This window comes from Bacteroides sp. 3_1_13 (assembly GCF_001185845.1).
Classification (GTDB): domain Bacteria; phylum Bacteroidota; class Bacteroidia; order Bacteroidales; family Bacteroidaceae; genus Bacteroides; species Bacteroides xylanisolvens.
In genome coordinates, this window is the sequence record NZ_KQ236956.1 from 767,792 (window position 1) to 782,484 (window position 14,693).

14 protein-coding genes are annotated in these 14,693 nt (G+C 33.7%); all 14 read left to right on the top strand.

From position 1 onward, the window contains the following. Window positions 1–100 precede the first annotated feature (100 nt). Entirely contained in the window at window positions 101–1,225 is a 1,125-nt protein-coding gene (locus tag HMPREF9009_RS15595) for a 6-bladed beta-propeller (RefSeq protein ID WP_049702653.1), read from the top strand. A 151-nt stretch (window positions 1,226–1,376) separates the two neighbouring features. After that, window positions 1,377–1,706, top strand: a complete 330-nt coding sequence (locus HMPREF9009_RS15600) for a hypothetical protein (protein WP_147402065.1) — start codon at window positions 1,377–1,379, stop codon at window positions 1,704–1,706. 13 nt (window positions 1,707–1,719) lie between these two features. Then, window positions 1,720–2,844, top strand: a complete 1,125-nt coding sequence (locus HMPREF9009_RS15605; protein ID WP_049702654.1) for a 6-bladed beta-propeller — start codon at window positions 1,720–1,722, stop codon at window positions 2,842–2,844. Between the two features lie 198 nt (window positions 2,845–3,042). Beyond that, window positions 3,043–4,953: a transglutaminase domain-containing protein gene (locus HMPREF9009_RS15610; protein ID WP_232313594.1), complete on the top strand. Its 1,911-nt coding sequence runs from the start codon at window positions 3,043–3,045 to the stop codon at window positions 4,951–4,953. Continuing rightward, a complete protein-coding gene (locus HMPREF9009_RS15615; RefSeq protein ID WP_049702656.1) occupies window positions 4,944–6,824 on the top strand; it encodes a DUF5127 domain-containing protein in 1,881 nt (626 codons plus the stop codon). Before HMPREF9009_RS15610 ends, HMPREF9009_RS15615 begins: the two co-directional genes overlap by 10 nt. After that, complete coding sequence (lepB, locus tag HMPREF9009_RS15620) at window positions 6,821–7,696, top strand: signal peptidase I (protein WP_049702657.1); 876 nt, start codon at window positions 6,821–6,823, stop codon at window positions 7,694–7,696. Before HMPREF9009_RS15615 ends, lepB begins: the two co-directional genes overlap by 4 nt. Window positions 7,697–7,726: 30 nt before the next feature. Beyond that, a complete protein-coding gene (locus HMPREF9009_RS15625) occupies window positions 7,727–8,011 on the top strand; it encodes an NVEALA domain-containing protein (protein ID WP_049702658.1) in 285 nt (94 codons plus the stop codon). A 12-nt stretch (window positions 8,012–8,023) separates the two neighbouring features. Then, window positions 8,024–9,010, top strand: a complete 987-nt coding sequence (locus tag HMPREF9009_RS15630; RefSeq protein WP_049702659.1) for an NHL repeat-containing protein — start codon at window positions 8,024–8,026, stop codon at window positions 9,008–9,010. Then, the gene (locus HMPREF9009_RS15635; RefSeq protein WP_232313595.1) at window positions 8,994–9,527 is read left to right on the top strand and encodes a hypothetical protein; all 534 of its coding nucleotides are present in this window, start codon (window positions 8,994–8,996) and stop codon (window positions 9,525–9,527) included. The genes HMPREF9009_RS15630 and HMPREF9009_RS15635 overlap by 17 nt, the downstream gene beginning before the upstream one ends. A 227-nt stretch (window positions 9,528–9,754) precedes the next feature. After that, entirely contained in the window at window positions 9,755–10,039 is a 285-nt protein-coding gene (locus HMPREF9009_RS15640) for an NVEALA domain-containing protein (protein ID WP_083444203.1), read from the top strand. Window positions 10,040–10,046: 7 nt separating this feature from the next. Next, window positions 10,047–11,204 carry a 6-bladed beta-propeller gene (locus HMPREF9009_RS15645; RefSeq protein WP_232313596.1) on the top strand — a complete coding sequence of 386 codons (1,158 nt, stop codon included), beginning with the start codon at window positions 10,047–10,049 and terminating at the stop codon, window positions 11,202–11,204. 9 nt (window positions 11,205–11,213) lie between these two features. Further along, complete coding sequence (locus HMPREF9009_RS15650) at window positions 11,214–12,857, top strand: O-antigen ligase family protein (protein WP_049702661.1); 1,644 nt, start codon at window positions 11,214–11,216, stop codon at window positions 12,855–12,857. Window positions 12,858–12,984: 127 nt separating this feature from the next. After that, entirely contained in the window at window positions 12,985–13,350 is a 366-nt protein-coding gene (locus HMPREF9009_RS15655; protein WP_049702662.1) for an NVEALA domain-containing protein, read from the top strand. Window positions 13,351–13,423: 73 nt separating this feature from the next. Next, complete coding sequence (locus tag HMPREF9009_RS15660; protein ID WP_049702663.1) at window positions 13,424–14,671, top strand: 6-bladed beta-propeller; 1,248 nt, start codon at window positions 13,424–13,426, stop codon at window positions 14,669–14,671. Window positions 14,672–14,693 lie beyond the last annotated feature (22 nt).

A 14,693-nucleotide genomic window follows, 5' to 3' on the forward strand; every position in this document is an offset into this window, starting at 1 on the left:
AATCTATACAAATCTACTGTGATGATTTTTTTATTTTGTAAAAATATTGCGGTGGATTTGTATGTACAATAAAAATTAGTATTTATTATCAATATATTTTATGATGAAACGAGTTGCTGGTCTTATTGTTTTTTTTCTAATAATTTTCTCATGTAATACATCAGTTAAAGAAAATGAAGAAAATTATGTCCGGACTATAAATTTAGATACACATTTAAATTTTGATATGAAAGTAGCTGAAGTGAAATATATTCCTTTAGAAACAAAAGAAGAATCTATGTTTCATGAAATGAGTAAAGTAATATATAGGAATAATCTATTTTATATTTTTGATAGAAAGGGAAAAGCTATATTTGTATTTGACAATAATGGAATGTTTATTAGAAAAATTCATAATGTTGGAGGTGGGCCGGAAGAATATATAGAGCCTTCAGATGTTGATGTTGACAAATTAGGAAATATTTATGTATCCGATAATGCGACAAAGCGTATAATTGTTTATCCTGAATCACAAAATGAAACTGTTAACGTGATTGACATTGATAGGTACTTTTGGGAGTTTGCGGTAGCGGATTCGAATTTTATTTATTTGTCTGATGTTGTTTCTAAAGGAAAGATGAATATTAAATTGGCAAAATACAATCGCCACAATAAACATTTTGATATTTTAGAAGAATCCGATTTGGACGAAACCGGGAATTTAGCTCATTTTGCCAAACACTATTTTTATCGATCTAATGATGAAATTTACTATTATATGCGTTTTTCACCTTGCATATATCGTATTGGGGGAGCTGAAGTAACAAAGGATTTTAAAATACAATCTAAGTGGCTTCCTACTAAAGATAAAATAATGCAATGGAAAGCTGGAGGCATGCAGTCTATAATAACAGATGAGAAATATATGCGTGACATATCAGCTTGTTATGAAACAGATAACACTTTTTTTATAGTGTCACAAACGACCCCTTCATTATATACAATCATAAATAAAAAGACACAAAAAGTATACAATATGCATTTGTTCAATGATAAAAGGCTTGATAGTTGTATTCATGTGCTATCATCTGATGGTAAATTTTATGTGTCCAGCTTTTTGCCGACGTCAAAAACTATTTCTTATATTCTTTCTAATGATAATTTGACAGATTCAGCGCATTTAAAATGTATTGAAAATTTAACAGAAGATTCTAATCCTGTTTTGGTACTATTTCGTTTTGAATAATTGCAGATAAATAGATAAGCAAAGTATATTATGAAAAAGAAAATAATGGGTGTTATTGCCGTTGTTGCTGTTACTACAATTGCGGAATATTAATCTCATAAGATGAATTTTTGAATCATTTTTATTTGTTCAATTTAGGCGGAATCTGATTATGAAACATTTATTATTAGTCGTTTCTCTTTTAATTTGCTTGTTTTCATGTCAAAATAGAAACAAAAAGCAGGTGGAAAAAATCTTAAATGATTGGATAGGTAAAGAGATTGTATTTCCTGAAAATCTAAACTTTAGTATTCAAGGTATGGATGAAATAGATTTTTCTATTAGTGATAGTGAATATAAGGTTATGGTATATGTAGATTCCATGGGATGTACGAGTTGCAAACTACATTTGTCAGAGTGGGAGCGTTATATTAATTATGTGGATTCTATTTATTCAAATATGATACAGTTTCTTTTTTTCTTTTTAATAAAAGAAACATAATTATAGTTCGTTTATGAAAATAATAATTGTATATATTTTTTTGTTATTGTTGGTTTCATGCAATAATCCTCGTAATAATTCTTTAAAAGAAATAGAAGATAGGAATCTTACTTTGTTGGAATATGACTATTGTAGTAAGAAGAATCATTTGCATGAATTTGATTCTGTAACTTTTGTTCCATTAGAAACAAATGAGAGATCATTAATATCTAGTATAACTAAGATATTGTATAAGAATGAGACATATTATATTTTTGATAAAGTCCAAGCTATGATCTTTTTATTTGACGATAATGGTTCATATATTACTAAAATTCATAATATAGGGAGTGGACCAGGAGAATATGCTGATATATCAGACTTTGATATAGATGCAGATTTAAATATATACATATCATCTATTGTAGGACGAAAAATAATAAAATATAAATATCCTGATTACAAGCTGTTTACAGAATATAAAACTAATGCAACTGTAATGGAAATAGCTGTTGATGAAAAAACGGGAAAGATATGGGGAACCAATATATTTCAGACTGAAGACGGTATTTGTTTAGGATTTTATTCGAATGAGAAATTTGTTCCGGTAATAGCATCTAGAGGTATTGCAGATAATGCTAATACTCCATTTAAAGCCCAAAGTTTTTATAAATCAGGGAATCATTTATTTTTTAATCCTAGATATTCTCCATATATTTATATGATAGATAATGATGAAGTAAGCAAATATATGAAAATAATATCGGATGATTTTGTAGATAATTCAGATCTTGAATTAGAAAAGGACTTTAAAAAGGAAAGAGGGGTAAGAGAACAATATTCTACTAATGAGTGCCTAATTTCAGGTGTTAATTCATTCTATCAATGTAAGGGACATTTTCTGGCCGAAATATGGAGAAACCATGGAGCACCTTTACTTTTGGAATATGAAGCAAAAGAGAAAGAAGGTTATTTATTTTGCCCTCTTTTGGACCCTCAAATAAAAGCATTTACGAAGATTGCAGCAGTTTCTTCTGATTTTTATATAAGTTATATTAATGCTCAGTCTTTTTTGAATAATTATGAGGAGACTGTTACTCGTAAATATAATTTGGTTGATGATAGTAATCCGGTATTAATGAATATATATGTGAAATAAAAAAATACATTTTTTAGCGTTGTTTTGACCTATGATAAATGAGAAAGGTCAGTAGAGAACATGAACAGGAAATACTAAGTAAATGAGGATTAATTTATGCTTAAGAAGCTTTGTATATATATTCCATCTATCCTTGTTTTGTTATTTGTGTTAGAATGGCAATATGCAAGAAAGTATTTATTCTACGAAAAAAAAACTATGCTCCCTTTAGAAGTTGCTTTACAGGCGGCAGGTGGAAATAAAAAAGAACTTCAAAAAGTACTTCACTATTATAAGAAGAATCCTATTGATAGTCTAAAATATAAAGCAGCTTGTTTTTTAATAGAGAATATGCCTTTTTACATTTATTCTAGTGGAGAACAATTAGAGAATTATAAGTCTTATTATGCTTGGCTAAAAGTACGTAAGGGTAAAACTGCGCAACAAGTTTCGGATTCAGTCAAGAAAGTCTTTGGTGCAATGAAAGAACCTAAAAAGAAACGCGATATTATGGAAATGGATTCTGCATATTTGTGCCATAATATTGATTGGGCATTTAAAGTTTGGCAGGAGCAACCGTGGGGAAAGAATATTTCGTTTGAAACATTTTGTGAGTACTTATTGCCTTACCGAATAGGGGATGAACCGTTAACTTATTGGCGTGAGATATATTATAAGAAATACAATTCATTGTTAGATTCATTGCGGATGTCTGACACCTTGGATAAAGAAGATCCATTAGTGGCAGCCAGATATTTAATGGCGAGATTGCCGGATAAAAAGACATTCTTTACTTCTATAACTCCCTTTTCTTTCGGACATATCGGACCTGAATTTGTACAATATAAAGTCGGTAGTTGTAGAGAATTGGCAGATTTTGAGATTTACTTATTTCGTGCTTTAGGTATTCCTTGTGCAATCGACTACTTACCTGCACGTAATGATACGAATTTCGGGCATCTTTGGACAATAGTATGGGATAAAAACGGAGAAGGATATATGTCCGACTTTATGACATTTTTGACACGTGTTCGCAAATGTGCTTTGTATCGGCAGGGAGGAACTGCCAAGATATATAGATATACATTTAGTGTAAACAGAGAGTTACATGAACAGATGTCACAATATGGAGAGAAGGTACATCCATTTTGGCATATTCCTAAGTTTAAGGATGTAACTTTTGATTATGCGTATTCATACCAAAAGAATCTGGTCATTCCTTTGGAAAAGCAGTATAAAGAGAAAAGGAGTGGGAGGATTGCTTATTTATGTGCCAGTAATAGAGATCGTTGGATTCCGGTTGATTGGACAGAATACGATGCCGGTCATTTGGCTTTTCGATATGTTCGTAAAGGGGCAGTTTTAAGAGTTGCCACTTATGAAAAAGGATCATTACATTTCTTGACTGATCCTTTTTATCTGGATAAAGAAACTAATGCCCCTCACTATTATTCCGTCGGGAAAAAGACGCAAGATATGGTTTTGTATGCTAAGTTTAATCTTAAAGAAGAAAGTAGTTTTAGAAACAGAATGATAGGGGGTGTTTTTACCGGAAGCAATCATTCGGATTTTTCGGATGAAGATACACTGTTTATTATACAAAGTAAACCTGATCGTTTGAATACTACTGTAAAATGCTGGTCTGATAAAGAATACCGTTATCTTAGATATATCGGTCGACCTAAAGCTCATTGTAATGTTTCAGCAGTCGCCTTTTATGAGAAAAATGATACTGTTGCTTTAACGGGAAAGATAATAGGAACTCCCGAACACGAAAAACAGAATGGGGATCATGACTATACCAATGTCTTTGACGGGAAAACATGGACTTCTTTTGATTATTCCAAACCCACCGGTGGATGGGCGGGATTGGATTTAGGAAAAGAAGTAAAAGTCGATCGTATAGTTTATACTCCGCGGAACAGGGATAATTATGTTCGACCTGGTGATGTATATGAATTATTCTACTGTGAAAGAGACTGGCAATCTGCCGGGACAATCAAGGCGACTGCCGATTCACTGGTGTTTCGGAATATTCCGGAAAATGCATTATTACTTTTACGAAACCATATTCGTGGAAAGGATGAAAGAATTTTTGTTTATGAAAATGGAGAACAACAATGGAGGTAAGGTTTAATATCAGACAAGTTGTAATGTGGAGGATAGTTTTATTTTCAGGAATTATCTCCTTGATATGTGCTTGTTCTTATTCCGGTAAGAAGGTGTGTCCTCCTTTTGATATTTCTTTCTCCGGACATACGTTGTTGGCTATAGCTCCCGGTTTTACCATAAAGGCAACAGAAGATACTTTAAATAAAACCTATCCGTGCTTAAGATCGGGGAAAATGTTTCCGTTGACGGGTATTTTAAAGGTGGATGGTAAATCTTACCGTTTTTTAGGAGGAGATTCGTTACGTATATCCTCTCTAGCCCCTCTTTCAAACGAGAACCTGGGATGGCAGGGAAAATATTCTTATTTATTTCCGGGCAGAGGATGGGAACAAAGGGAGTATAATGATTCTTTGTGGAATAAGGGTAAAGGTGCCTTCGGTTCGGAAAATGGGAAGTTTCAAGCCCATACAGTATGGGGAGCGAAAAATATATATGTTCGCAGGCACATTACCATTGCTAACAAAGATACTTTAAAAGAACGCAAAGTCTATCTCCGTTATATTTATGATGATCAGATAAAGCTTTATTGTAATGGAGAATATTTGTTAGGAGAAGAAGCATTTCTTCCTCAAACGGGATGCTATCGTTTAACGGATGAAACAGTAGCTCAAATTATTAATGGTGATAATGTTATAGCAGCTTATGGGGGTAATGCGGAAGGTACTGCTTTTTTGGATTTTGGTTTATATGTGGAAAATAAGACTTATGTTGATGTGAAACCTGCAATATTGAAACAAATGAATATGCAGGCTACACAGACTCATTATGTTTTTCAATGTGGAGATGTGGAGCTTCTGATTGATTTTGTTTCACCTTCCTTGTCGGAGAAATGGGATATGACAGGATGGCCTGTAGGTTTTCTTTCTTATCAGATTCATGCAAAAGATGAAAAGGAGCATACAGTGGAAATTCTGTTTGATGTAGATATGGAGTGGTTATTGGGTAGGAGCAAGGTGGATAGTTGGTGTGAACAGAATTGGCGTTTTGCCAAGTCCGACAGTTTATATTTAGCTATGGAGGCGAATGAATCAACTTTCTCTAGTGAGGATGGTCATGTTATTTTATCTCAAAAGTTAAGCGCAAAGAATGAGGATAAAGGTGCATTGCTAATAGGGTATGAGGAAGGGCAGACTTTACAATATGGGGGTGAAAGTTTGTCCCCTCTTTGGAAGAAAAATAGAACAGGCGAAATAAAAGAATTAATGAAATCTGTTGGAGATAGATGGCAGGAACTTAAAGAAGAATGCGATAAACAGGATTGTCAGTGGAGTGCCAGAGCTTTTCAAGTAGGTGGTGAAACATTTGCAGGGCAGATGCTTCCTTCTTATCGTAATTTTATATCTTCCCATAGATTTGTGTTATCATCAGAGAATAAAATATTTTGCTTTGGAGATACTTTAGGTAATATCAGGGAGGCTTATGAGAGTTTTTCTACTTTGCTCTATTTTAATCGTATCGACTGGATGAAAAGCCTATTGGATCCTATATTTGAATATTGTGAAGATAATCATTGGGTAAAGAGATATCCGCCTTATGATATAGGTTTGTACCCTATTATTAATAAGCAGGTAAAATTGGATGATAATGCAGTGGCGGTAGCTGCTGACATGTTGATGATGATGGCTGTGATTGTAGAAGTGGAACAGGATTTCAGTTATGCTGATGCACATTGGAATCTATTGTGTTTATGGGCGGATTATTTGCGAGAGAAGATGGAAAAAGACGTTTATCCTTGCGAAGGATTATTAAATGAGGATGATGAACGTGTGAAATGCGTGTTGGGGCTTATGGCTTATCGTAAACTAATTCAACTGAAAGAAAGCGTATGAGCAAAGTGAGGAAAATTTTGGCAATATTAGAGAATCTGGCATTTTTCGTATTCTGCATGGTGCTCATTCTCTTCTTGGTACAACTATTTTGTTTTACCTCGTTTAAAATACCTTCGGATTCTATGGAACCGGTACTAAAGGATGGAGATCGGATACTGGTTAATAAGATGATAAAGGGAGCTAGGTTATTTAATGTGTTTGCTGCTTTAGATAATGAAGACTTCACTATTCATCGGATGCCCGGATGGGGAAACTTTAAGAGAAATGATATATTGGTTTTTAATTTTCCTTATCAGCAAAATCGTTGGGATAGTATTCGAATGGACGTGATGCAGTATTATGTGAAGCGGTGTATCGCTCTGCCCGGAGACACATTGGAAATCAGAGGAGGATTTTATAAGATACGTGGTTGCAATGAACAGGTGGGGAATTATCAGGCTCAACAGTATATTGCAAATTTGCAGCATCCGAAGCAGCACGGGATTGTCTTTGGTACATTTCCATATAACAAACAACTTAAGTGGAATATTCGTGAATTCGGACCATTGCCTGTTCCACAGAAAGGACAAGTGGTAGAAATGGACTGCACGGCTTATCATTTATACAAGCAGTTGATAGGTTGGGAACAAAAGAAGAAATTGCGTCTGAAAGACGGACTGGTGTTATTGGGAGACAGTCTGATTTCTCGATATCGTTTTGAAAAGAACTATTATTTTGTGTCTGGGGATAATATGGCTAATTCGCAGGATTCAAGGTATTGGGGGATGCTGCCGGAAGAATATATTGTAGGCAAGGCTACCCGTATCTGGTATTCGGAAGATAAATTTACGGATAAATCTCGTTGGGATAGGATGATGAAGAAAATTAAATAAAGAATATATTATTAATTAAAAAAAGAAGGTATGAAAATCAAGATTTTATTTTTAGGTTTTATTTGTATTGCTACTTTATTGTCACTCTTTTTTTCAAAGGAAAAGCAACTGCATTTTATATTGACTTTGGATAATATTGAGAGCTTGGCTGCAGGTGAAGATGGCCAGTATTCATGTACTGCAAGTACAGATTGTTATAACATGATTGGGCAGAAAGATGGATCAGTATCTTGTTCTGGTAACGTTTGTAGCCGTGGTTCTGATTGGTCAGGTAAAAGATGGGTTGAATGCGATGGAAATAAAACATATTGTTAATGATCCAATGCTATGAAAAAGAAGTTACTAATTACAGTAATAATGATTTTATACTTGTATGGTTGTCAGGAAAGGAAGAATAATGGCGTTTTTTATTGTCAGGTAGAGAATAAAATTGAAGAATATCCGGATTCCAGCTTTTTTTCGAATATAACCTGTATGAACTATGATGATGGTAAGTTATATGTTTTGGATAATAAACGAGGAGATATTGTTGAACTGAATGACGATTTAAACAAAATGAAGTATGTTAGTAGACATGGCGAGGCTCCTTATGAAACGGTGATGCCATTTGCCTTTAGTTTATTAAATGATACTGTATATGTTGTCGATTTTGGTACTAGATCGATGAAGAAATTTTATAATGGGCAGTTTATGGGAGGTTTTACACTTTCGAATGCCAATGAGAACCGATTTTGTCTCAATGATTCTATGTTATTCTTATCAGCTACGACAGATACAACGAGTTTTCTCAAAATTACTCTTAGGCATCCGAGTGAACAAGTTCAATTAGGAAAAGTAGTAAAGGAAAAAACAAAGACAAGAACTATTATGCTTAATAAAAGACATCTTCTTTATAATAAAGATGGATATATATATTCAATATCAGGAAACTATCCTTATATAGAACAGTATAATCATAATGGAGAATATATTAAAACATTTGATATTTCATCTATTCCTATAATTAAGAAGTCAATGGAATATGCAGAAAGTTTACCTTATCAAGACAATTCTTTTTATAGTTATATAATGGATGCTTATCTAATAAACGATATTATATATTTATTGTGTTCTTCAAGAACTACCCAAGGAGAATATAGAGTAAATACAATATTAAAGTTGTCAATTAGTGATAATATGAAAAATGTTTGTACTTATATACTTCCACATGATTATTACTCTGCTTTTTGTGCTTCGGATTCATGTTTATTTGTAGCACAGACTACTCGTAATTGTGTTATTGAGAAACTAAGAATAGATGATGATAAAAAATAAAATTTTCATATTGGTTATATTGTTATTCTTTGTTACGTGTTGTGCCAACAGACAAAGAGAAGAATCTATTTTATCAAAAGAGAAAGATTCTTTTAAACTATTAGGGAAAAAGGTCGCTTCTGTTGATTCAATTTTGCCTTATCAGAAAAATAAAACAGTTTTCCTCTTTAATTATTATGATTGCGGGAGTTGTGTGGATGCAGGTTTTTTAATTACAAAGAGAATCGATTCTCTTTATGGAGGACAAAGAGTTTATATTGTATCTACAATGGGAGATCCTTTATATTATCAAAAGCGCAATAGCTATGATTACTATGTATATCTTGATTCGAAAGATTTAATCAGAAAAGAGTTAAAGTATATTCAAACGCCAATCGTAATTTTATTTGACTCTGCAAATTATGTACAAGATTATATATTCCCTAATGTATCAGATAGTGGGGAAATTACTTCATTTATAAAATCAACATTAAGCGGGTGTTTACCTGCTTTCACCAAAGAATCTTACAAAAAGTAATAATGATTAAAGAATGAATATATTTCAAAGTAGATTGAAATTGGTGCAGATTACCAAAAGACAGGTAGCGGAAGTGATGATGCTTTGGGGAATTTTATTGTAGGCAAGGCTACCCGTATCTGGTATTCGGAAGATAAATTTACGGATAAATCTCGTTGGGATAGGATTATGAAGAAAATTAAATAAAGGTATATTGACTATCAAATTTAATATAAAATTAATTACGTATGAAAAAGAATATTTATTTAAAAATGGCTTTAGGAATTACATTACTAGTGATGATTGGTAGTAATATTTGTAATTCGTTTAAAAAAGAAACATTATCTGATTTGGTGCTGTCTAATGTTGAAGCGCTGGCAGATAGTCGTGAGAATGGCGATAAGACTTGGACAGCTCCTAGGACAATTGCATGTGATTATCAGCAAGGTCCGTGGCATACTGCCAGTATAGAAAGAATATGCGAATTTTGTGTAACTCCTAATTCTTGTACACCCAGAGCTTGTGGAATGTAATTGAAAAATGAATAAGTGTATTGTTATAATAATGGTAGTTTGTCTTGCTGTGTCGTGTACTCATAATAAAACGTCTTTAAGTGTCGGCTCCGGAGTTATCTCTCTGTCTAGTCCGCAGGACGTTATCGTTGAAATGACAGGAGAAACTTATGATAAACTGGAAACTATATTGCAACCGGTATCTTACGTTAAACTATCGGCGATTCCTTTGTTAAGCCGTATTAAAAAGATCCAGATTGCAGATGAACGAATTTATTTATGGGATATGGGAGCAGGCATTGTATGTTATGATATGTCCGGTGAATTGTTGTTTCAATTGAATGCCAGAGGACAGGGTCCCGGAGAATATACGGATATAAATGCTTTTGCAGTAAATGCTAGTTTGCATCAACTGGTGATTTATGATAATATGAAACAGTCGTTGATGTTTTATTCGACCGAGGATGGTAGGTTTGTCAAAAGTGAGAAGTTTAATAAACCTACACCGGCTGAAATAGCCTATTGGGGAGGATACTTCTTTTATCATAACCGTTTACATCGAAACTATCAAGATGATGTTTCCTTGCATTATTACCTGTTAGCATCAAAAGATGGCATTACCATAGGGAAACGATACTTTGAACATGAAAACAATAAAGAAGACTATCCATTTTCGCCTTCAGGACACAATTTGTATGATAATAATTCGAAGTTGTATTATTGTAGGGATTTTGATAATATTGTTTATCAGATTCATGAAGATAGTGTTGTTCCGCGTTTCCGGATTAATTTGCCGAACCCCTTGCCAGCATCGATGATAGAAGAGAGACCTAATGAAATGAGTTTGTTGCGTTCAGGATACTCCTTAGGTATAACTGATATATATGAGTATGGCGGATTATTGTTTTTTCGTTTTGTGAAGGATGGATATATTTGGTCTTGTTTATATAATGTAGAAGAGAGTAAACAAGTATACTGTACCAAAAGGATTAAATTTCTGCATTCATCTTTAATTGATACGATTGACGGTATTTATAAGGATTGCTTTTACAGCATATTGACACCAGAGTATCTCGATTATGCTTTTTCTGAAAATCCTCTTGAGGATTATCCGGATTTATTTAAAACGTATGATGTAGAGGGAGATAATCCGGTTATTGCTTTTTATCGGGCAGTAGTCAGATAATTGAAGAACATGAAAGTCAAATTAAAGTTGATAAAAATTGAAAGGAAAAGTATGGCAGGTTTGATAGCACTCTTAGGAGTTGCGTCAATCTTGTGTGTAGTAGCTTTTCCTACTCCGAACGACATTTCTGTTGGTGAAATGGCCTATCAAAAACTATGGTTGGGACGCATGACTGTTGTTTTTGCTGTGTGTTGTTTGCCTTTTCTTTGCTTGAATAAGAAACAATATCTGTCTTTTCCGTCAATAGTGACGTGGGTATTGATTATATTGGGAGGGATTGAAGCTATATGGGGCTTAAGGCAAATATATGGTTTCGCTGTTTCTAATCATTCCTTATATGCACTTACAGGGTCTTTCTATAATCCGGGACCTTACTCGGGATATTTGGCAATGATATTTCCGCTTTGCCTACATGAATGGCTAAATTTGAAAGAAAAGACGGAACGTACATGGATAGAACAGGGAAAGTATTACATGGCATTAGGAGTGATGTTGTTGATTCTTTGTGTGCTACCTGCCGGAATGAGTCGTTCGGCTTGGATTGCCGTCGCAGTATCGGGGGCATGGGTGTATGGAATGCATGTTTCATGGGGAAGTAGACTGAAGGCGATTAGAAAGAGATATAAGAAAAAAGTAGTGTTGGCTTGTATCGCAGGAGGCATTATATTCATAATGGTTGTTTACTCACTTTTTCAGTTAAAAGCAACTTCCGCTAATGGGCGCCTGTTCATGTGGAAAATTAGTACTCTTGCTATTGCCGAAAGTCCTGTTATAGGACATGGAACTGGAAATTTTGTTTCAGCTTATGGCAGGGCACAGGAGAGTTATTTTGCAAACGAAGAGTATTCGGAAACGGAAGAATTGGTGGCGGGTAGTCCGGAATATGCTTTTAATGAATATCTTCAAGTAGCAACAGAATATGGGATTCCTTTTTTATTTGTCGTTTTATTAATAATTGCGTTTTGTCTTTGGAAGGGGAATAGGGAAGGACGAATAGGTATTTGCGGTGGTGTAATTTCTGTTTTAGTATTTGCTTTTTCTTCTTATCCGATGCAGATTCCCGGATTTGCAGTGACCTTCTATTTCCTTTTGGCAGCTTGTGTTATTGGGCGCTCGAAGATAATGCTATTATTTTTTATTTCGATAATAATTCTATTAGGGACATATTATTGGAAATACAATCAATATGATGCATGTAAGAATTGGTATCGTAGTAAAATGCTCTATAATATCGGAGCATACCAATCAGCTAAAGAAGAATATGAGACGTTGTATCCCGAATTGAAGAATCGGGGAGCCTTTCTTTTTGAATACGGGTATTGTTTGCATAAATTGAAACAATATGATAGCTCTACAAAAGTGTTGAAAGAAGCCATGGAGCATAGTAATGATCCAATGATTCTGAATATTATTGGTAAAAATTATCAGGCATCAGGAAAGTATGAGAAAGCGGAAGAGAGTCTGATTCGATCTACGCATCGACTTCCGGGACGAATTTATCCATATTATCTTCTGGCAAAGTTGTATGCGGAGCTGGAATATCAGCAACCTGAAAAATTAAGAAATGTGGTTGAGCTCGTTTTGACGAAAGAGCCAAAGATTCAATCGACAGCGGTAAGGGAAATGAGGGAGGAAGTAAAGAAATTAAGGTGATTATTGAAGACATATTATAAAAGAAAGGAGGTGATAGTAATAATCGGAGTGTGATAATGTTGACAAAATAGATTTTTGTTATGTTTAGGAAGAAAAAATAAGAGTTAAAAACCTGAAATGAATTACAATGAAAAAAAGATTATTCATTACGTCTATTTTGGTAGCTGTTGTAACTGTTATGGCTGGCTACAATGTATATACTTCACAGAATAATGTGGAAGTATCAGATTTAATATTAACCAATGTGGAAGCATTGGCTAGTAATAATGAATCGGATTTTGGATGGACTTGTGAGCCCTATGTTACAGATCATTATACAGAGTCTAGATGGGACTATGAAAATGGATGTAATGCTTCCACTGTTGTAGATACGTATGATTGTAATAGCGGATTGGTTGGCTCATGCAGAACTGGATATATCCAATTCTATTACGATTGTGGTGGTCATGAGACAGGAAGAAATGATCAAACCTCCACTGGAGGTTGTTGGTGATAATAAGTAATATGATAAGAGTGTATTGTTTAAAAGATACACTCTTATTGAGTAACGTAAAAACAACAATAAGATGGGAAGATATATAATTCATTTGTTAGAAATGATATTCATGAGTGCTATTATAATGAGTTGTGGAAATAGGACTCAATTGTATAATGTAGAGGGACTACTTTCAGATACGGCTCGATACATTATTGATTTGGATCATGTTGAAAAGGAATATATTATAAATATGTCTTCATATTTTGATAGTATGGAAATAATACCATTAGAAACGAGAAAAGATGTATTACTTGGAAGAATAAGCAAAATACAGGAAATTGATAACCATTTGTTTGTTTTGGATAAATCTATTTCCAAAAGTGTATTGGTATTTGATAAAAAAGGAGCTTTCTTATTTCGTATAGGAAAGCTTGGCCAAGGTCCGGGTGAATATACTTCTATTTCTGATTTCAGTATTGACCCGACCAATCGAATTATTTATCTTTTGGACAATCGATTATACTCTGTTCATAAATATGCATTAGATAATGGGAAGTATTTAAATAGTATTAGACTAAGTGGAATGGAGGTACGGAGATTTCATTTAGCGGTTTTAGATAGTTGCCTTTACACAGATGCTTTTTATTTATCGAACATCTCGGATTCTCAGAAACAATTGCTTCGTATGTTAAATATGAGCAAAGGCGAGGAGGTAACTTGGATGAATTATAAAGACTATAATTTGGGATGGGATAAGATCCATTTTGTCAGTGACGTTTTTTACGACCAACTTGATGGAAAGGATGTCAAATTTGTCCAACCATTTATGAATATGGTGATGGAGCTAACTCTGAAGGGGGTAAAACCGTATATATGTTTGAAAAGTAAGAATTGGTTAAGTAAAGAGGAATTGGAAAAAACAGAAGGAGAACCGGCAGAACGTTATAACTCTTTGCGTCGGATATCCCGCATTTATAATATAAACAGTTTTATGGAATTTGATGATTATATATTTCTTAAATATGAAGAAGGAGGAATAGCAAACTATTTATTTTATGATAAGAATACCTCAACGTTCCGCCATACGGATTTTTTAGCGAATGATTTGCTTTATAATACATCTGATTATCATGGAGTGGATTTGAATATCTGTTTTGCTGATTCTGCTGGAATCTATGGCTCTATTCATCCTTTTGCAATGGAAAGATTTATTAAAGAAAAAAATGAAGGGCGATTTAAAGAAAAGATAAACAGTTTAAAGTGTTTGGAACAACTGAATAATGAATCGAATCCTATTATATTTTATTTGAAACGGAAAAGAACAAAAATGCTGTAGTAAGAGAGTCGGCTACTTAATA

What these genes read in the sequence shown, in the direction of transcription:
- HMPREF9009_RS15595 (WP_049702653.1), top strand. Translation starts at nt 101, where the DNA reads ATGATGAAACGAGTTGCTGGTCTTATTGTTTTTTTTCTAATAATTTTC.
- HMPREF9009_RS15600 (WP_147402065.1), top strand. Translation starts at nt 1,377, where the DNA reads ATGAAACATTTATTATTAGTCGTTTCTCTTTTAATTTGCTTGTTTTCA.
- HMPREF9009_RS15605 (WP_049702654.1), top strand. Translation starts at nt 1,720, where the DNA reads ATGAAAATAATAATTGTATATATTTTTTTGTTATTGTTGGTTTCATGC.
- HMPREF9009_RS15610 (WP_232313594.1), top strand. Translation starts at nt 3,043, where the DNA reads ATGCTCCCTTTAGAAGTTGCTTTACAGGCGGCAGGTGGAAATAAAAAA.
- HMPREF9009_RS15615 (WP_049702656.1), top strand. Translation starts at nt 4,944, where the DNA reads ATGGAGGTAAGGTTTAATATCAGACAAGTTGTAATGTGGAGGATAGTT.
- lepB (WP_049702657.1), top strand. Translation starts at nt 6,821, where the DNA reads ATGAGCAAAGTGAGGAAAATTTTGGCAATATTAGAGAATCTGGCATTT.
- HMPREF9009_RS15625 (WP_049702658.1), top strand. Translation starts at nt 7,727, where the DNA reads ATGAAAATCAAGATTTTATTTTTAGGTTTTATTTGTATTGCTACTTTA.
- HMPREF9009_RS15630 (WP_049702659.1), top strand. Translation starts at nt 8,024, where the DNA reads ATGAAAAAGAAGTTACTAATTACAGTAATAATGATTTTATACTTGTAT.
- HMPREF9009_RS15635 (WP_232313595.1), top strand. Translation starts at nt 8,994, where the DNA reads ATGATGATAAAAAATAAAATTTTCATATTGGTTATATTGTTATTCTTT.
- HMPREF9009_RS15640 (WP_083444203.1), top strand. Translation starts at nt 9,755, where the DNA reads ATGAAAAAGAATATTTATTTAAAAATGGCTTTAGGAATTACATTACTA.
- HMPREF9009_RS15645 (WP_232313596.1), top strand. Translation starts at nt 10,047, where the DNA reads ATGAATAAGTGTATTGTTATAATAATGGTAGTTTGTCTTGCTGTGTCG.
- HMPREF9009_RS15650 (WP_049702661.1), top strand. Translation starts at nt 11,214, where the DNA reads ATGAAAGTCAAATTAAAGTTGATAAAAATTGAAAGGAAAAGTATGGCA.
- HMPREF9009_RS15655 (WP_049702662.1), top strand. Translation starts at nt 12,985, where the DNA reads ATGAAAAAAAGATTATTCATTACGTCTATTTTGGTAGCTGTTGTAACT.
- HMPREF9009_RS15660 (WP_049702663.1), top strand. Translation starts at nt 13,424, where the DNA reads ATGGGAAGATATATAATTCATTTGTTAGAAATGATATTCATGAGTGCT.